This window comes from Priestia koreensis, from assembly GCF_022646885.1.
Taxonomy (GTDB): Bacteria; Bacillota; Bacilli; order Bacillales; family Bacillaceae_H; genus Bacillus_AG; species Bacillus_AG koreensis_A.
Genome location: NZ_CP061868.1, coordinates 1,480,065 through 1,498,654, shown reverse-complemented (window position 1 = coordinate 1,498,654; position 18,590 = coordinate 1,480,065). Strand labels below are relative to the sequence as shown.

The following is an 18,590-nucleotide window of genomic DNA, read 5'->3' as shown; positions in this document are numbered from 1 at the left end:
AAAAAGGGGGCGGTCATCCGCTCCCTTTTTCGTTTACGCTGTTTTTTCTTTTTTCACGCTCTCAGGCAATAACCCAGCAGCAATTAATCCGTTTAAAATGCCATCTTCGTCACAGGATGTCGTCACCATGTCAGCTGCTTTTTTTGCTTCCGGAACACCATTTCCCATGGCAATCCCCGTACCAACTGTTTCCAACATTTCAATATCATTTAATGCATCTCCGAACGCATAGCTGTTTTCTAGCTTAATGCCAACCTGCTTCAGCATTTGTTGGATACCAACCGCCTTTGACCCTCCTGCTGGAAGAACATCCATCGCATAATCACCCCATCTAACGAATTTGTACGCTGGGTATTGATCCACATACCACTTCTCAGACGCTCGATCACAGTATAAATGAGCTTGATAAACCGGAGCGCGTTCATACAACGTGCCGTCAATCTCTGGATAATTAATATCTAAATGCGCGTAGCTATTTTCAATGTTTGGATTTCCAGGCTCATTGACCTTCACATGTTCATGATTACAATAGCCTACCGCATGACCCTTTTCCGTTGCCTTCTGCGTCAGCTCGTGTAGCCATTGTTTGTCTACCGGATTCTCGTATATTTCCTTTCCTTCAAAGACAACATATTGGCCGTTGATCGACACGTATGATTGAATATCTAATTCCTCTCGAATCCATTGAAAAGTCGTTGGCACGCGGCCTGTCGCAATCGCTACGTATACGCCGTTCTCTTTTAATAACCGAATAGCTTGTTTGGTCGATTCTAAAATCGTTTTTTGATGCGTCAGTAGCGTTCCATCTAAATCGAAAAATACAATTTTTTTCATGATTGATCTCCTTTGTCGTCGTTCTTAATTCAAAGCATACGGTATGAAATGCATTTCAGATCAACCCCTTTTTAAAATATTTTTTCATTTTTTATTGAACTTGGTGAAAATTTGTATCATAAAATTAAAATAGAACAGAAACTGAGAGGCCACTAAAAAAGTCCGTAAAGAATTGCGTTCATAACGGAGTCGGTTGATTTCCACTCCAGGTCGCTTCGCTTTCCGCGGGGCGCGCGGTAAGCCTCCTCGTTGCTCTGCGGGGTCTCACCTGTCACGCTAATCTCGCAGGAGTCTCGCACCTTCCGTTCCAAACAACCTAGAGCGACTGCATCAGGTAGAACGGCCAAGTTTCTATTTTGAAAGGAACTTGGCTGTTTTTTGCTTGATAATAAAGAAAATCTATTTATTCAAAAGGGTGGTTCTGATGATTCCTTTTCATGGACGTCAAGGGAAGAATAGCGAATTCAAGCATAGATACGGGGATGATATAGCCACATCCACCGATCTCGTTGGCATGAAAACGCAAGAGGCAATGGTCATTTTCACTGTCAACCTAAAAAGAATGTGAAAGCTAATGAAAGAAAACAATGAAAAAAAAGCTGGGTCCATTCCAAAAAACGGAATGGATCCAACTTTTTTTATCTTACGTTGCACTGATCATCTAAAAAACCCGAAGTTCTTCAGTGACCTCGACACTGAGTCTGCTTTTTTTCCTATTATTAAAAATCAAAATTATCTGGGTCTGGCCCAACACGGTGATCTTCATTTAATGCATCAATCACATTCATATCTTCTGGTGAAAGCTCGAAGTTGAATACATCCGCATTTTCAATAATGCGTGATTCCTTGACGGATTTTGGAATGGTAACAATTCCGCGCTGTAAATCCCAACGTAGAACAATTTGTGCTACTGTTCTTCCATATTTTGTTGCAAGATCCTGAAGCTCTTTCATGTCGAAAATGCCACCTTGCATTAGCGGTGCCCATGCTTCTAATTGAATGTTATGTTTGATTGAAAACTCATGAAGAGCTGCTTGAGAAAGCTTTGGATGCATTTCAACTTGGTTAACCATTGGCACAACCGTTGCTTCTTTCATGAGCGTTTCTAAATGATGAATTTGGAAGTTACATACGCCAATCGCACGCACTTTTTCTTCCTTATAAAGTGCTTCTAGTGCTTTCCACGTATCGACCATTTTATCTTCTACTGGCCAATGAATTAAATATAAATCTAAATAATCTAAGCCAAGCTTTTGAAGGCTTGTTTCATACGCTTTCAACGTTTCTTCGTATCCTTGATCAGCATTCCATACTTTTGACGTAATAAAAAGCTCTTGACGAGTTACCCCGTATTCCTCCATTGCTTCACGAATCGCTTGACCTACACCTTCTTCGTTTCCATATACGGCTGCTGTATCGATGCTTCGGTAACCATTTTTAATGGCCGCCTTTACTGATTGAATGACATCATTACCATCTTCTACTTGAAAAACGCCAAGTCCAAACCATGGCATGTCGACTTTATTTGAAAGTTGTACAGTACTTTGTAAATGTTTCACAAACTCACTCCTCAATTATGTAGTCACTGAACATGCACCTTACGTATCGGGCATGTTCAGTGAATCTTTATTATTGCTCTTTTTTCTCTAACTTGCGGCTCCAAGCAGTTAACAGAACCGCACCAAATACCATGACACCACCAATCCAAGGTGTATGAATTAATCCGATTGAATCCACGATTAATCCCCCTACAAAGGCACCGATGGCAATTCCTAGATTAAATGCTGCGATGTTCAGTGCAGATGCAACGTTAACCGCACTTGGAACATATTTTTCAGCAAGATTAACGACCAGTACTTGTAGACCCGGTACGTTCATAAATGCAAGTAATCCCATTAAAAAGATCGTTGCAACTCCGACAATTTTAAATGGTGCTGTAAAGGACAACACAATTAAAATGATCGCTTGAATCATAAACATTCCAAACAGAGCTTTTAGCGGATTTTTATTAGCCATTTTACCCCCTACCGTATTACCGATTGCAACAGCAACCCCATATACAAGTAAAAGGATACTAACTGAGCTTGGCGCAAAGCCTGTTACTTTTTCTAAAATTGGGCTTAAATACGTAAAGGCTACGAATGTTCCACCATACCCTAGTGCTGTAATAGCAAATGCTAATAATAATGGACCATTTTTTAAGATTTTTAATTGATCACTAAATTTAGAAGGTGGTGCTTGTTTTAAGTTTTTCGGTACTAAAATAGCACTCGCAATAATCGCTACGATACCAAGTAAGGCTACTCCCCAAAACGTTGCTCTCCATCCAAAGTGTTGACCAATGAATGTTCCAAGCGGTACTCCTGTAACGGTTGCGACCGTTAATCCGGTAAACATCATGGAAATCGCACTCGCACGCTTATTTTCGGGAACTAAATCAGCGGCAATCGTTGAACCAATTGAAAAGAAGATACCGTGTGAAAATGCGGTAATAATACGCGCAACGAGCAATAAGCTAAAGCTTGTTGAAAGAGCTGCTACAGAGTTACCTAATATAAAAATAACCATTAATAACATTAATAAAGACTTACGGCTCATTTTGTTGGTGAGCGCGGTTAAAATCGGTGCTCCGAATGCAACACCCATTGCATAACCTGAAATTAATAATCCAGCTAACGTAATTGAAATACTTAAATCATCTGCAATTGATGATAATAATCCGACTGGCACAAACTCTGTTGTTCCAATCCCAAATGCACTGATCGCTAACGCTAAAAGTGCCGGTGTTCCGCCTTTTTTTGCACTAGATTGTGCAGGCTGAGCCATCGAACTCATACAAAATTCCTCCTCTTTTTTATCATGTTGAGAGCCAAATCGGCTCTTACATACAACAGTATGCTTGATACAAACCATAAATAGAAGTACGTACTTTAAAGTAATGTAGAAACCCCAAAGTGCTATAGGTACTAAAAAGTAACGTACTGTTCGATGTGTTATGAACATCTGTCATTCATTATGCATGATGACTTTCCCTTAAGGAAGTACGCACTTTTAAGTAGCATAGGCACCAAAAAGTAACGTACTATTCGATATGTCATAAACATCTGTCACTCATTATGCATGATGACTTTCCTTTAAGGAAGTACGCACTTTTAAGTAGCATAGGCACCAAAAAGTAACGTACTGTTCGATGTGTCATAAACATCTGTCACTCATTATGCATGATGATTTCCCCTTAAGGAAGTACGCACTTTTAAGTAGTATAGGCACCAAAAAGTAACGTACTGCTCGATGTATCATAAACATCTGTCACTCATTATGCATGATGGTTTCCCCTTGAGGAAGTACGCACTTTCAAGTAGCATAGGTACTTAGAAGTAACGTATGTCTTTCTGCTTCGTTCTCAGGAACTTGGCAAAGGAAAGTGAATGGTGCTATGATAGAACCTACAAACCGTGTAGAAGTACAAAGAAGTAATGAAAACACCCGTGCAATAGTTACGATATGAACTATTCATTTGGGAGGTAAAATATAGTGAAACGATACAATATTCCAGTTGAAGCAACGCTTGAAGTTATCGGAGGTAAGTGGAAAGTGGTGATCCTTTGTCATCTCACAAAGGGTACAAAGCGCACCAGTGAATTAAAAAAACTGATGCCTGGCATCACGCAAAAAATGCTTACACAGCAACTGCGTGAACTTGAAGAAGACGGGGTCTTAACACGAAAAATCTATAATCAGGTGCCACCAAAGGTTGAATATTCCTTAACAGATTACGGATGGTCTTTAGAAAAGATCCTTGATATGCTTTGCACGTGGGGAGAATGTCATATCGACAAGACCTTTCCTGATAAAAGTGAAGCGTTAGTCCAGCCTTCTGTTGAATAACGACAAAAAAGCGAGTAGAGAAATCTACTCGCTTTTTCTATTGATCAGTGACTTACTGAATGATCTGTAGTTCTTTCGGGAATTTCGTTAGAGTCTCATGACCATCTTTCGTAATAATGACATCATCCTCAATACGAACGCCGCCAATTTCTGCATCGTAAATTCCTGGCTCAATTGTGTAAGCCATTCCTTCTTTTAATAGGTTGTCATTATTTTTACTCATAGACGGATATTCATGAACGCTAATTCCGAGACCGTGGCCAAGACGATGAGGGAATTTGTCACCGTATCCCGCTTCCGTAATAATATCACGCGCAATAAGATCTAAATCTCCAATACGTGTTCCAGGCTTACTTGCATCAAGTGCAGCAAGCTGTGCTTTTAATACCGTATTATAGATTTCTTTTTGCTGCTCATTCACTGAACCGAACACAACTGTACGCGTAATGTCTGAACAATAGCCCTCATAGACCACTCCAAGGTCAAAGAGAACAAAGTCGCCTTTTTTAAGCGTACGAAGACCAGGGTTACCGTGTGGCTGACCTGTTTTCTCACCGAATAACACCATTGTTGAGAATGACATTTCGCGAATTCCTTTACGTTTTAACTCATACTCAATTTTCGCTAAAACGTCCATTTCTGTTACGCCTTCTTTTAGTGCTTCTACACCCACTTGTACACCGTAATCAGCAAGAGCCGCTGCGTGCTTTAAAATTTCCACTTCTTTTGGCTCTTTTACTAAACGAAGCTCATTTAATGACTCTTCTGCTGCTACAAGCGTTGCCGTTGGATATAGCTTTAATAGTTCTTCCGCACGTGCATAAGATAACAATTCTTTCTCTACCGCAACCGTCCCGATTTCTGGAAGCTCGCGTGTTTGAAGAGCTGCCTCAATTAGCTCCCATGGGTTTTCATGATCTTCATATCCTACCACATCGCCGTCCCATCCAGCATCACGAGCTTGTGATACTTCCATTGCAGGACATACAAACAATGGCGCCGCTTCTTGGAATACGAATAACCCCATTAAACGCTCATGAGGATCTGTAAAGAATCCTGTTAAGTAAAAAACATTTTCCGTTGAATGAATAAATGCTGCCGGATGGTTTTCTTCCTGCAACCAATTTGTGACTTTTTGTAAACGCTCTTTCATATGAAATAGCCCCTTTCTAAACTTTCGCTTTTCATGTGCGTGAAACGCTTCTATATGTACTTCTTTATTATCCTACCATAATAGACGTCCATTGATAAGCTAGACGATTTATCCATCCACATCTGCTCTTGACTTTATGGTTATTTCCTCTTCTCTAAATCCGTTATTAAGATTACAACACCACAACGCTATGTTTTAAAATAGGACTGATTTAGACAACGAGTATTTAGCCTTCTCTCCTTTGTAAAAAAAAATAAGAATTCCTAAAATAAATATTCCATTTTATGGATTCATCACATATAATTAAAAACGTTCAAATAAATCTGAATGTTAAAGGAAGGTTTTATGTTAAAGAAAAGTTTTGAAATTGAATCCGTTGAACAGTTAAAAGCGATTTCTGATCCTCTCCGAATTAAATTACTTTGGGAAATCATTGTCGAAGCCAAAACAGGAAAAATGATCGCTGAAAGTTTGGATATGCAGGCTCAAAAAGTGCATTACCACTTAAAAGAACTAGAAAAGGTGGGTTTAGTTTACGTCGAACGTACAGAAGTCAAAAACGGCATCGTGCAAAAATTTTATCGACCGATCGCTTCTGAAATCCACGTCAATCGAACGTTTGTATCGGAGGATGAAGAAGTGGACTTCCAGGCTTCTGTTGAAGAAAGCTTTGTTGGAGGAGCACGAATGACGATTAATGCTTTAAAAGAAACGAGCACACAATTCGTTCACATCAACCACTCTGACTATTTGGTCACTCAATCACTCGAGCAGCTCTATTTGACAAAGGAACAGACAGCAGTTCTGCGAAAGAAAGAGGAAGAAATACAGGATCTACTCAAAGAATTTGATGCAACAAATGGTTCTATGCCAAACGATGACCTAGTGAAGTATCATCTTTACCGTATTGCCTTTCCACTTTTACCTAAAGGAGACGAATAAAATGAACGAAGCGGTTATACAGCCCGCGCCTACCGAAATGAAACGCCTACTATTATTGCAAAAGGATTTTCTCATTATCTTTGCGATTACACTTTCTTCACGGCTTGGATTCTCACTTTTTCTGTTTACACAATCATGGTTTGTCATTAACGAGCTTCATCAAAAAGCAGGTCTTGGCATGATTTTTATCGCCTCATCCGTTCCGGCTATCTTACTCATGACGCTCGGTGGAGTACTGGCAGATCGCTTTAATCGCAAAACGATTGTCTTACTCTCCACTCTAGCTGAGGCTCTTACGATTGGTAGCGTATTTTTGCTTTTATTTAACGGTTGGAATCATCTTAGTCTTTTTATTGTCTCTGCCTTATTGTTTGGGATTATCGATTCTTTTCACGTACCGGCTCGAAACGCTCTTCTTCCCTCTGTTGTACAAGAGGATGATTTGATGCGTGCAAACTCCCTCATTTCAATCATTAGCCAAGTGACTGGGATTTTCGGCGCTTTTCTTGCCGGTGTCTTTATTAAATATCTCGATTACTCAACAATCTTTCTTCTTGCTTCTCTCATCATGATTTTCTTCAGCGCTTGCATTCCATTTTTATCATTGAAAAAAGAAAAAGTTGAAAAAGAAGATCAGGAACCGCTTCTTCAATCATTCAAAAATGGTTTGTCCTATATTAGGAAAAACACTTTTCTCTCTACGCTCATCAGCGTTTCCTTTGTCATCAACGTCTTTATTACTGGTCCGATGGCGCTCGGTATTCCGCTCATTGCAAGCAAGCTATTTAAACAAAACTCTTTGGCTTTTAGCACAATGGAAGCCGTTCTTGTTGTAGGGATTTTGGCTGGAAGTGCTGCCGTGGGAATTTTAAACTTTAAGAAAAATCGCGGATTGATTGCGATGTGGGCGCTTTTTGCCCTTGGCCTTACTTACTTAGGACTTGGCGTCTCTCGCTCACTCGTGTTATGCCTCATCTTTTTATTCTTATTAGGTTTTGCGTTATCGTTTTCAAACGCACCTATTTTTGCCATTGTTCAATCAAAGGTTGAAAATGCCATGCTAGGACGCGTTATGAGCGTTATGATGCTCGCAGGTTCGGCTCTCCAACCCGTCTCATATGGATTAACCTCTCTCTTATTAGGAACCGGCATCGATATCCAGACGGTCATCGTTCTAGGAGCCGTGCCGCTGATCTGCGTAATTCTATGGGTTTTCTTAAAAGTACCTGTCCTTCGCCAAACCAATTGACTATTTTAAAAAACAGATGATTACCAAAGAGGGGTTTCTCATAGTTATAAGAAATCCCTCTTTTTGCTGTCTTCATTTGAAGCTGCTTCTATCCCCTTTTGTCTCAGACTTATTTATACGTTTTCCACATGCCTAATGAACGGGGTGCTGCATATTCGAAGCCAAATTTCAGATAGAGATGATCTGCCGGAACGTCTGCCATAAGGCTTACATTCGTTCCGATCTCCGCTATCTCGTCTACATATGTCATCAGCTGACTCATCACTTGCTTTCCGAGACCCTTCCCTTGAAATTGAGGATGAACTGCAATATCGACAATTTGCAGAAAACAACCGCCATCTCCAATCACACGCCCCATCGCAATAAGCTGATCCTCTTCATAAATCGTCACTGCATAAAGCGTATTAGCCAAGCCTTTCTCTGCTGCCCTTTCACTCTTTGGGCTAAGCCCCGCCTTCACACGTAAACGTCGATAAGCCTCTACCTCTGGAATATTACTCGTAACACTATATGTACTCATGCGCGTCTCCCTTCTAACAACCCATCATTTCACTTTCTTTTTCATCCAAATTTAAATACAAGCATACCAACGATGCCCCTAAAACAATTTCCTATAATTAGGATTCTAACCATTCCAACAAACTCTGTCCACCCAAGTAAAATCCCAACATAAAAAATTAAAATCATCCAAAGCTGGGTTTTAGAGGTTTAAAGGGTTTGAAGGGTTTGAAGGGTTTGAGGGTTTGAGGGTTTGAGGGTTTGAGGGTTTGAGGGTTTGAGGGTTTGAGGGTTTGAGGGTTTGAGGGTTTGAGGGTTTGAGGGTTTGAGGGTTTGAGGGTTTGAGGGGCTAAGCGTCTAGAGCGCCCCAAAAAGGTGTACCTAGGGGAATGAGGACAGCCCGCAAGGGAAGTCCTCATTCCCTTAGGTCTAGCACAAAGCGGAAGGGACCTAACAGCCTCACCGTTAGGTCCCTTCCGCTTTTGCTACATCAATCCAAACTATATGGTTACTTCCAGACTTTTATGAAGTTCGGTAATCTCATTATCGTCTAGCGGTAAAATCTCTTCTTCATGCTTAGACGTATGCGCTAAAATGTCTTGCTCCATCTCGAATCTCTCTTTTTCTTCGAGAAAGTAATACTTTAATGTTAATGTAGACATACTTTCCCCTCCTTTATTTCGACACATATTGACATTTTACAACAGAGAGGAAATTTTTTCATCTATTTTTTATTATTTTCAATTAAGTTCCTTATTCCTTGAACGGCTAATTCATGATCTTCTTCCTGAGATAACCCTGATACTGTAATACTTCCAATTACACCTACCCCTTGAATTGAAAGGGGGAATGAGCCGCCGTGAACAGCATATTCTTGTGGACTAACTGAATACGCTTCGAAATAAGATCTTTCTTTTAGTTCATTATACAAACGCATGTAATAAGAGCTGTGATGATGACGGCGAACAACATTTGCTTTTCTCGTCATCCAGTACGTTTGATCAGGACTCGTTCCGTCCATCGCATGTGAAAATAGTACTTGGCCGTTTCGAATAATCTCAACAGATATCGCTTTTTCTTCTTCACGCGCGTTTTGGATAATGGATAGCCCTAGTTGAAGCGCCATCTCATTTGTAAACGTCGCAAATTGAAGCTCTTCTTCTTGTTTTCGAATATCGTCTAGCTTTTGCTGCAGTCTGTTCATCAGAATCCCTTCTTTCTCTTAGAGGTCAATCACTCTTTTTTCTTCGCTGCTTCGTTTTGCCGCTTCTAAAATTTGAATCGTTAACAATCCTTCCTGTGCAGGAACAGGATTTGGTTTTCCTTCACGAAGGTGAGCGTACACTTCTTTATAATACGTTGGATAAGAACCTGGAACCGTCTCTACTCGTTCTTCTTTTACGCCGCTTTCTGACTCTGTTACAAGTTTCCCGTAACGTTCTGGAAGATCTGTTCCCCAGTCATCGTCTTGCACGTTTTTCCCTGCTTTTAGCGCGTCTTCTTGTCCATCCATTCCGTACTTTAAGAAGCTGCCTTTTCGGCCGTGTACTTGGTATCTAGGTCCTGCTTCAAGTACAACTGAACCAGAATGGAGCATCACGCGAAGTTTATCATAGCCAAGCGTAATGTGGAAATAATCGTCTACCTCTGAACCGTCACGCTGCGGGAATACGTCTGCTTGAACAAAATTTGGCTTTCCAAAAAGGTGAAGCGCCTGATCCACGAGATGTGAGCCTAAATCATACAGCATCCCTGCACCTTTTCCTGGACGCTCTCTCCAACGGTCACGGACCTCAGGACGGAAACGATTGAAATGAGATTCATATGAATACACTTCTCCTAATTGATCTTCAGACAGAAGCTTCTTAATTGTTAAGAAGTCATTATCAAAGCGACGGTTTTGATAGACGCTCAGCATACGATCATGTTTTTCAGCAAGTTCAATAAGTTCAAGCCCTTCTTCACTTTCAACGACCATTGGCTTTTCAATCACAACGTGTTTATTTGCTTGAAGGCTTTTTTTCGCCATATCGAAATGGAACGTGTTAGGCGTTGTAATCACGACTAGTTCAATGCTTTCATCCTCTAAAACACCTTCAATAGAAGAAACAACGTCCACATCACCTAAATCCTCACGTACTCTTTCAGGATTTGAGCTCATGACCTTTGTAATCTCAAATTCACTTAGTGCTTTTAATAGCGGCGCATGAAACGTTTGCCCTGAAAATCCATACCCAACTAGCCCTACTTTTACTTTATCCATTTAAAACACTCCTTTTAGTTGTTTGTAATGATGACATCAATTTCATATTCTTCTGCTGCTGCCTTTATCTCATCGGTTAATGGCTGATCCGTAATAATTCGGTGAACAGCGCTTAACTCACATACATGATGCAAAAATGACTTATGAAGCTTTGAATGATCCATAAGCACCGTTACTTCTCGTGCAGAGGCAATCATGCTTCGTTTTACGTAAGCCTCGTCATCACTAGAAGCTGTTAGTCCCTCTAAGCCGAGGCCACAGGCTCCAATAAACAGCTTGTCTACCCGATATTTTGATAGCTCCTCCGCTGCTTGAAAACCAAGAAAACTTCGGTGATAGCGATTGAATTTCCCACCTATCATATAAATATCAATGTCGCTATGGTCCGAGAGAGCTGCCACAATATCAATTGAGTTGGTCACGACAGAAAGCGGCTGATCAATAAGCTGTTTTGCAACTAATTCCACCGTTGTAGACGTATCAAACATGACGTGGTCATGTTCTTGAATGAGTTCGCACGCTCGTTTTGCAATCTTAATCTTTGATGGATTTTGGCTACGATCTCCGTATCGAATGACTTGATGACTAGCAAGCACTGCCCCACCTTTTGTACGAACTACATCTCCCATTTTTTCAAGTTTCACTAAATCACGACGGGCCGTGTCACGTGAAACATTCCATTTTTCCATGATGATTTCAATGCTAATTTCATGATGAATTTGTAGCCATGACTTCATACTCTCTAAACGTTCCCTTTGTGTCATCACACCACTTCCTTTTCTATATCTTACGTAATAATCCTGATATTTTCAAGTAAAAAACTTATATTATTAGATAAAAATAAGTTTTTTACTTATTTATTTCAAAAACGTATGAGTTGTTTCTTCGACGTTACAATAAGGGTATACAATGACTGTAGCGGCTACTGGAGGCGATAAAGATGTTTGGTCGAAGAAAAAAAGACAAGGAACACTATGAGCAAGGATACAAAGAGTATGAAACGCAAGCAAAAGAGTACTTGCATGATAAAGGAAAAGCAGAGGGATTATTAAATCAGGCGATTGCGAAGGCAACGACTAAGAAAGGGGCTCTCGACGATGTATGGGAGAGACTTCAGCTTTTGTTTGAAGCGTTTCGCTCTTGGATTAAAGGCGACTATAAATCAATCCCTACTCGCTCCATTATTACGATCATTGCAACCATTTTATATTTTGTGAATCCCCTAGATTTAATCCCAGATTTTATCGTTGGATTGGGGCTAGTGGATGATGCTGCGGTGATTGCTTTTGCGATGAAACAAATTAACAACGATTTAGATTCGTTTAAAGAATGGAAGGAAAAACAGCAGAACACTATTAATGCCTAGAGCGCGAAGCCCTAGGCATTTTTATATTAAGAGGAAATGACTTTTTCTGCTTTTCGACCTTTCGTCCAAACCAAGCCGAAGCAGATCATTAAAAAGGCAAATACAGCGATGCCTACCATTTCAAAGTCCACTTCTGCTTTTGGATAAAAATACGTGAAGAGCTGATACATCGAAACGCCGTAAGCAAGAAAAACGATGACCCACCCCATTAGTCTAGACGCTGATTTTCCAAACGCATTTGACTGTTTCAACATGCCAAACACGATAAATGAATCAATTGTATCTGTAATCATCATTCCGATCACGAACGTAGCACCTAATAGATACGGCATATATGGATTAGACTGTCCTGCTGCAACTGCCCAAATAGAGGTTTGACTGACGGTATCTGCTGCAAGCGCGAAAATTCCACCAATGAGCATAATAAGGAACGGATTGGACGTTTCACGAACAAATCGTGGAAGCAGTTTGCTTTTTACTCCCTGTACACGAAAATCTCCTTTTTCTGCTGCCGGACGAAGCAAATTATACACATTTAGCGTTCCGATTAAAAATAGCGAGATAATAGAAACCCACGTAACAATACCATCAAAGTACGCAGGAAATGTGAAATGACGACTAAAGGAAGCAAGCACTACTCCCACTCCAGCAACCACCATTCCATGTCCAAATGAAAAACACGTTCCGACCCAGCGTGCTACACGATGATTACGATCTAAATTATATCTTGTAATGCCATCAATACATGCCAAGTGATCGGCATCCAATCCATGACGAAGTCCCAATACAAATACAAACATAAATAATGATAATTGTTCCATCTTCACTTCTCCTTTTTTGTAGATTCCACACAAAAAGCCCCGGTCCTTGAACAGACCGGGGCTAAATAGAATCGTTCTTACTCCACGACAAATAAAAACAGACTTGTCCTGCAAATTCTACTGCACCGCTCCTTTCCTCGAAGGCTCATGGGTGTTCACATCTAGGTAGGTCTCCTGGCTTCTGGTCAACAAACGTCATCGCCTTCCCCAATTTGAGTGGCACAATGAATGACGTTCTCATCAGTTACAGTGGCGGGACCGCTTAGGATTTTAACCTAATTCCCTGTTACCCCTTGGCGCAATGCAAGGGCACCTAAATGACACGTATATGAACTTATTTTTTTATCATAGCATGAATGACTACATTCCGACATATTTTTTACTTATTTTTCTGATTTTTCCTTCTCTTAAGATCGCTTTACTTGAGATAAAACATCTTTAACAGCTTTTTTTATCTCTTGATAGCCTGTGCATCGACAAATATTAGATTCTAGCCACTCAGTAATAATTTGGTCATTAGCTTCGGGCTGATCTTGAACAAGAGCGTGAGCATTCATAATAAATCCAGGTGTACAATAGCCACATTGAAAAGCAAAGTGCTCCACAAACGCTCCTTGTATAGGGACTCCTCCTAGCCCTTCAATAGTCGTTATCTCTTTTTGTGTTTCTTCAATCGCAAGGGTTAGGCAAGATTTCATTGGCTTTCCTTGAATGATGACGGTACACGCACCGCAATCACCGTTTAAACATCCTGGTTTTGCCCCCGTTAATCCAAGCTTATTTCGAAGCACATATAAAAGAGTGTCTGACGGTTCACACGCAGTTTTCACTTTTTCTCCATTTATAGTAAGCTCTATTTGCATCATTTCTCTCCCCCCAAGTGTTCCATGACATCATAGAGAATGTTTTTAAGCACAAATAACCGGTAATTTGCTGATCCCTCTTCATCTTCTAATACCGGACCATTAATGGTTTTCAGCGCTGCCTCGATCCGCTGTTCGGATGTACCCGGTCGATTTAATTCTGTCTCCACCTCCCACGCACGAAACGGATATGGATACAATCCGCTAATGGCTAATCGAATGCGGTCGCGGTCACGTAGACTTGAAACAGTTATAAGCGGATAGCCCGTGTTCCACTGCCTTCTTCGCTTAATACTTATATACGGTGATTCTAAAAATGATTGCTGAACGAGGAGTTGCAACAGAAATTCACCCTTATTCAATTGAAGATGACCTTTGAATAATTCATGAATTTCAACTTCTCTCACCCCACCCTTTCCTCCGATAACAAGATGCGCATCACTAAGAAGAAAAGGCAATGCAACCTCTCGATAGAAGGTTTCACCGCAAATATTTCCACCTGCTGTAATTTTATTTCGTGCGGTATGGTCTGCTACTTCACTACAGACAGTTGATAATAGTGGAAACTCCTTTTGATTTTCAACTGCTGTAAGAGAGAGCGCAGATCCAATCGTTAGAATACTACCATCCCGTTTCCATTCCATACACTCTGGAATGCTTTTAATATCAATCACGGCCCCATTATGAATTAGATTTAACCGATGAAAAGTAATGATCTCTGTCCCACCGCTATAGTAAACTGGCGATTGCCCTTCAAGATCTAGCTTTTCAAATAAATCAACTGCTTCTTGTATTGAATGAGGTCGATAATAGTCAAAGGTGCCAATCATTGAATTCCACCTTCTTTCTTTCGCCAAATCAACTCAGGTACAAGAGGTAATTCATTTAGGTTAACACCTGCAGCCAGTGTAAGTGCATTTCCTAACGAAGCCGGCATTCCTAAGAGTGCGTGTTCCCCTACGCCCCTTGCGCCATACGCGGCATCAGCTTGTGGAGTAGTTACAAAATCAGCTACGTACTCAGGATTTTCCCCATAATGAATGGGTCGATATGTTCGAAGCTGGGGGTTAAGAATACGCGCATATTGATCAAACACAAACGTTTCTCTACCCGCAAAAGCAAGCCCCATACTCATTGATCCCATGACTTGACCAAGAGCGGCCTTCTCATTTAATACGCGACCAATATCAATTACGGCAAATGCCTTTAGAACTTTATACGTATAATCTCGAGTATCAAATTCAATCTCGACGCCTTGAGCACCTACAGTCCATTCAGGACCAGGATTACCCTTCCCTGTCTCAGGATCAATGGTCGTCATATGATTTAAAATGTAATGCCCTCTTGCTATAATCTGACCACCTATCGAATTTCCGTTTGGATATTTGTAGCCATAGGCAATGTCTTTTACTGCAATTCGAATGGATGGATCGTCTTTTTGAAACACGTATCCTCCACTAACGGTGAGGTCATCTGTCTCACTACGCAATACGATCGAGGCAATACTTTTTAACTGTTCAATTGCATCATCTGCTGCACGCATTAGCGCTCTTCCTGCCATAAACGTTCCTCTGCTTGCAACTGTTTTCCAGTGCTCGGGTGTCGTTTGTGTATGGACCGGCATCTTCACATGAATTTGATCGATTCCCATTTGTAGACGTTCAGCAAGCATCTGCGCAAGAATTGTTTTCGTTCCCGTACCAATCTCCACAACTCCTGACATTAAATTGATGCTTCCATCTGGATTAAACGTCAAGATAACACCTGAGCTAGCATCTGGATCGATTGTAGACGTCTTCCAAACACAACTCACCCCTTTTGCTCGAATGGTTCGATCATTTACTCGAACAATGGAACCGTCCTCCCAGTTCATTAACTCCTTTAAACGGTTAATACATGCTGGTAAATTACCGACCTTACTTCGATTTAATTTCACTTGTGTCGGTGTCGTATCACCAGGAGCGATCGCATTTTTTAATCGGAGCTCAAGTGGGTCTATTTTCAACTTCATCGCGAGCATATCCATCGCTCTCTCAAACGCAAACAATACTTCTGAATGTGAAAATCCTCGAAACGGAGCTGCATAAGGGTGATTAGTATACATACAATAGGCATCACACCATATGTGATCAATTCGGTAAGGACCTGTACAATCGACAGCGCCTGCCCTACTCAAATCTGTTGCTTTATCCGAATATGCTCCGCCATCAAATAAATAAAGAAGCTCTGCAACCATTAACTTTCCATCTCGCTTACAGCCAAGCTTAATAGTTGCGTCTAATCCTATATGACAAGGAGCCGTTGTCAAATCTTCTTCTCTCGAATACAAGATCTTAACCCGTCTACCTCCGACAGCACGCGATGCAAGATAAGCTAAAATCTCCCACTGAACAGATGCTTTTCCCCCGTATGCGCCTCCTACTAACGGGGTTTTGACAATTACTTTTCCTACTTCAATTTGAAAGTACGTGTTCATAAGCTTTTTTAACATAAAGGGAGCTTGAGAAGTAGTCGTAAAATAAACGGATCCATCGGGTCTTATTTCAGCGGTCGCACACCGCGTTTCCATTGCGGCGTGATCAGATGGACCCAGTGAAAAGGTTTCTTCAATTATCACTTCGCTTTCCTGCCACCCTTTGTTTATATCGCCTTTACGTATTTTTGTTTTATTCGCAATGTTCGTATGTGCCTGGGGAAATACACCTTCTGTTTTTTTATAGGCGTCCAGTTGAGGATGAAGAAGCGTGGTATTACTCATAAAGGCCTCTGTCGGAGAATTAATAACGGAAAGTGGTTCGTATGTAACATGAATAAGATCAGCTGCATGTCTCGCAATAATTGGGTTATCTGCTACAACAAGCGCTACTACTTCACCATAATAACGCACACGATCTTTGGCAACTGGATAACGGTCTTGAATTTCTTCTCCAATAAGAGGGATTGAATCTTGACCTGTGACAATTGCACGCACACCTGGTACGCTTCTGGCTGACTCAATATTTATCTGCTTAATTAACGCATGACCATAAGGACTCGTCAGCATTTGAACGTGAAGCATTCCTATTTCTTGTTCATCAGCCGTATACTTTGCTTTTCCCGTCACTTTATCAAACGCTTCTTTTCGAAAAACACTTTTTCCAAGTATACTCATCCTTCTCTCTCTCCTTTCTGCCTCATGGCATCTAACAGTTGGTTATAATCGTCTAATGTATCAACATCAACAAGTTGACTCTCTTCTATGAAGCTACCTTTGTACACTGGGGATTGTAAAATTAGTCTTGCCCCCTGATCTCCTGTTAATAAAAACAGTTTAGGAAATAGTTTGTTTGAAAGAATGATAGGAGGCTGCAATACTGAACTGCATAGAGTAGCCACATAGTCTAGGGATGAATTACAGTACCACTTTGTTAGACGATCATTTATCATTTGAGACGTGACAAACGGCTGATCAGCTAACATAATTAGAATGGCATCGGCTTGTTCTGCATGATGAAGGCCAGCTTTTATTGAATTGGATTGACCTCCTTGTGCAACAACAAACGTCCACTTATGAACATATTCTTTTTCATAAGCAATTGAAGGTATCCAACCTAAATCATCGTTACTTTTTACCACCACAATAAGCTCGGTAAGATGTGATTGAAGTGCTTGAACAAAAGCTAGACTTGCTAAGGGCTGATTGTTAATAGGCAAAAATCGTTTGTCTTTTCCAAGTCTTATACTATTGCCTGCTGCCAAATAAATACCTACTACCCTCATCCGTTCTTTCTCCATTCCTGAATAAGCTCACCCAAAATGCTAATCGCAATCTCTTCAGGACCTTTTGCGCCGATGGGTAATCCAATTGGAAAGTGAAGATTTTTTGGAATTTGATTATTGTTAATTAAGCGTTGCGTACGCTTTTTTGTTCCTAGAACACCAATATAGGGAAGGTCCTGTTGAAGAAGATGCTGTAAAATTTCTTGATCCTTTTGAAAATTATGGGTCATAATGATCGAAAAATCATAAGACTGAAACATCGTTTCTTTTAGTAAGGACGGTAGATGTTGACCAAACAAATAATCAGCTTTCAGAAATTGATCACGTTTTATAAAACCCTCTCTCCAGTCATATACCGTTACGTAAAAACCCGTATCAGCCGCAAATGAAACAAGAGGTTGCACGTCTTGACCGGCACCAAAAATGATCAGGTGAGGGGTTGGACGAATAATCATTTTATAGACGTCTTTTCCAAGTTCAATTCTATTTTCAAGCTGATCTACACGAGGCGAAAAAAAATTCTCTACCGATTTTCCATCCGGACACAAAATTTTAGCATGTACAACCGTTTGTCTCTGTCCCAACCAATGCTGAACGTTTAAAAGACTATCCTTCAACTGTTCAGTCACAGGCTCTATTAGAATGGAAATGACTCCGCCGCACCCTACCTCTTCTCCCCATATGGGATCTTCATCTTCACGCATATTATATGTACAGATTATAGCTTTCTGTTGACGACGAACTTTCTCCGCTTGCATTACCACATCTTCTTCTAAGCAGCCACCGCTAATTATTCCACATCGCTCACCGTTTTCTTTGATAAGCAACATTGAACCTTCTCGAACATATGCTGATCCTTCTACGTTCACAATCGTAGCTAAGACATCTTGTGTTTGGGAGGTACAAATCCTTTGAAACAATTGATCTCTTTGCCGCAATTTACTCTCTCCTCAT

Annotated in this window: 19 protein-coding genes and 1 riboswitch; of the genes, 4 read left to right on the top strand and 15 right to left on the bottom strand. The window is 40.7% G+C overall.

Translation table 11 applies throughout. The features are described 5' to 3' along the window. Positions 1-33: 33 nt before the first annotated feature. From IE339_RS07425 to IE339_RS07415, 3 genes are all read right to left on the bottom strand, one after another. Positions 34-834: a Cof-type HAD-IIB family hydrolase gene (locus IE339_RS07425; RefSeq protein ID WP_242175216.1), complete on the bottom strand. Its 801-nt coding sequence runs from the start codon at positions 832-834 to the stop codon at positions 34-36. Between the two features lie 719 nt (positions 835-1,553). Then, positions 1,554-2,348, bottom strand: a complete 795-nt coding sequence (locus IE339_RS07420; protein ID WP_242176141.1) for an aldo/keto reductase — start codon at positions 2,346-2,348, stop codon at positions 1,554-1,556. Between the two features lie 115 nt (positions 2,349-2,463). After that, positions 2,464-3,669: an MFS transporter gene (locus IE339_RS07415; protein ID WP_242175214.1), complete on the bottom strand. Its 1,206-nt coding sequence runs from the start codon at positions 3,667-3,669 to the stop codon at positions 2,464-2,466. A gap of 699 nt (positions 3,670-4,368) precedes the next feature. Between IE339_RS07415 and IE339_RS07410 the strand changes: the two genes are divergently transcribed. Next, entirely contained in the window at positions 4,369-4,722 is a 354-nt protein-coding gene (locus IE339_RS07410) for a winged helix-turn-helix transcriptional regulator (protein ID WP_053400071.1), read from the top strand. 52 nt (positions 4,723-4,774) lie between these two features. On the opposite strand, the gene IE339_RS07405 is transcribed toward IE339_RS07410, so the two are convergent. Further along, the gene (locus IE339_RS07405) at positions 4,775-5,875 is read right to left on the bottom strand and encodes a M24 family metallopeptidase (RefSeq protein WP_242175212.1); all 1,101 of its coding nucleotides are present in this window, start codon (positions 5,873-5,875) and stop codon (positions 4,775-4,777) included. Positions 5,876-6,220: 345 nt separating this feature from the next. Here IE339_RS07405 and IE339_RS07400 point away from each other — a divergent pair, with 345 nt between their 5' ends. Together IE339_RS07400 and IE339_RS07395 are read left to right on the top strand one after the other, a co-directional pair. Then, positions 6,221-6,817: an ArsR/SmtB family transcription factor gene (locus IE339_RS07400; RefSeq protein ID WP_242175210.1), complete on the top strand. Its 597-nt coding sequence runs from the start codon at positions 6,221-6,223 to the stop codon at positions 6,815-6,817. Position 6,818: 1 nt separating this feature from the next. Beyond that, entirely contained in the window at positions 6,819-8,066 is a 1,248-nt protein-coding gene (locus IE339_RS07395) for an MFS transporter (protein WP_242175208.1), read from the top strand. Positions 8,067-8,175: 109 nt separating this feature from the next. On the opposite strand, the gene IE339_RS07390 is transcribed toward IE339_RS07395, so the two are convergent. The 5 genes from IE339_RS07390 to IE339_RS07370 all read right to left on the bottom strand — a co-directional run bounded on the left by IE339_RS07390 (position 8,176) and on the right by IE339_RS07370 (position 11,591). Next, positions 8,176-8,586 (bottom strand): GNAT family N-acetyltransferase, encoded by a 411-nt coding sequence (locus tag IE339_RS07390; protein ID WP_242175206.1) that lies wholly within the window; start codon positions 8,584-8,586, stop codon positions 8,176-8,178. Positions 8,587-9,064: 478 nt separating this feature from the next. After that, entirely contained in the window at positions 9,065-9,226 is a 162-nt protein-coding gene (locus IE339_RS07385; RefSeq protein WP_157052597.1) for a hypothetical protein, read from the bottom strand. A gap of 62 nt (positions 9,227-9,288) precedes the next feature. Continuing rightward, positions 9,289-9,768: a heme-degrading domain-containing protein gene (locus IE339_RS07380; RefSeq protein ID WP_242175205.1), complete on the bottom strand. Its 480-nt coding sequence runs from the start codon at positions 9,766-9,768 to the stop codon at positions 9,289-9,291. Between the two features lie 18 nt (positions 9,769-9,786). Then, a complete protein-coding gene (locus IE339_RS07375) occupies positions 9,787-10,827 on the bottom strand; it encodes an oxidoreductase (protein ID WP_242175204.1) in 1,041 nt (346 codons plus the stop codon). A gap of 14 nt (positions 10,828-10,841) precedes the next feature. Further along, positions 10,842-11,591, bottom strand: a complete 750-nt coding sequence (locus IE339_RS07370; RefSeq protein WP_242175203.1) for a DeoR/GlpR family DNA-binding transcription regulator — start codon at positions 11,589-11,591, stop codon at positions 10,842-10,844. 176 nt (positions 11,592-11,767) lie between these two features. Here IE339_RS07370 and IE339_RS07365 point away from each other — a divergent pair, with 176 nt between their 5' ends. Next, on the top strand, positions 11,768-12,193 hold the full coding sequence (locus IE339_RS07365) for a YkvA family protein (RefSeq protein ID WP_242175202.1): 426 nt from the start codon (positions 11,768-11,770) through the stop codon (positions 12,191-12,193). Positions 12,194-12,219: 26 nt separating this feature from the next. Here IE339_RS07365 and IE339_RS07360 read toward each other — a convergent pair whose 3' ends face one another. The 6 genes from IE339_RS07360 to IE339_RS07335 form a co-directional block, all read right to left on the bottom strand. Beyond that, positions 12,220-13,014 carry a HoxN/HupN/NixA family nickel/cobalt transporter gene (locus tag IE339_RS07360; RefSeq protein ID WP_242175201.1) on the bottom strand — a complete coding sequence of 265 codons (795 nt, stop codon included), beginning with the start codon at positions 13,012-13,014 and terminating at the stop codon, positions 12,220-12,222. A 147-nt stretch (positions 13,015-13,161) separates the two neighbouring features. Continuing rightward, positions 13,162-13,346, bottom strand: a riboswitch (cobalamin riboswitch). A 75-nt stretch (positions 13,347-13,421) separates the two neighbouring features. Beyond that, positions 13,422-13,880 carry a (2Fe-2S)-binding protein gene (locus IE339_RS07355; RefSeq protein WP_242175199.1) on the bottom strand — a complete coding sequence of 153 codons (459 nt, stop codon included), beginning with the start codon at positions 13,878-13,880 and terminating at the stop codon, positions 13,422-13,424. Further along, entirely contained in the window at positions 13,877-14,707 is an 831-nt protein-coding gene (locus IE339_RS07350) for an FAD binding domain-containing protein (protein WP_242175198.1), read from the bottom strand. Before IE339_RS07350 ends, IE339_RS07355 begins: the two co-directional genes overlap by 4 nt. After that, entirely contained in the window at positions 14,704-17,028 is a 2,325-nt protein-coding gene (locus IE339_RS07345) for a xanthine dehydrogenase family protein molybdopterin-binding subunit (RefSeq protein ID WP_242175197.1), read from the bottom strand. The genes IE339_RS07350 and IE339_RS07345 overlap by 4 nt, the downstream gene beginning before the upstream one ends. Then, positions 17,025-17,636, bottom strand: a complete 612-nt coding sequence (locus IE339_RS07340; protein WP_242175196.1) for a nucleotidyltransferase family protein — start codon at positions 17,634-17,636, stop codon at positions 17,025-17,027. Before IE339_RS07340 ends, IE339_RS07345 begins: the two co-directional genes overlap by 4 nt. Further along, positions 17,633-18,574, bottom strand: coding sequence for an XdhC family protein (locus IE339_RS07335; protein ID WP_242175195.1), 942 nt, complete (start codon positions 18,572-18,574; stop codon positions 17,633-17,635). The genes IE339_RS07340 and IE339_RS07335 overlap by 4 nt, the downstream gene beginning before the upstream one ends. Positions 18,575-18,590 lie beyond the last annotated feature (16 nt).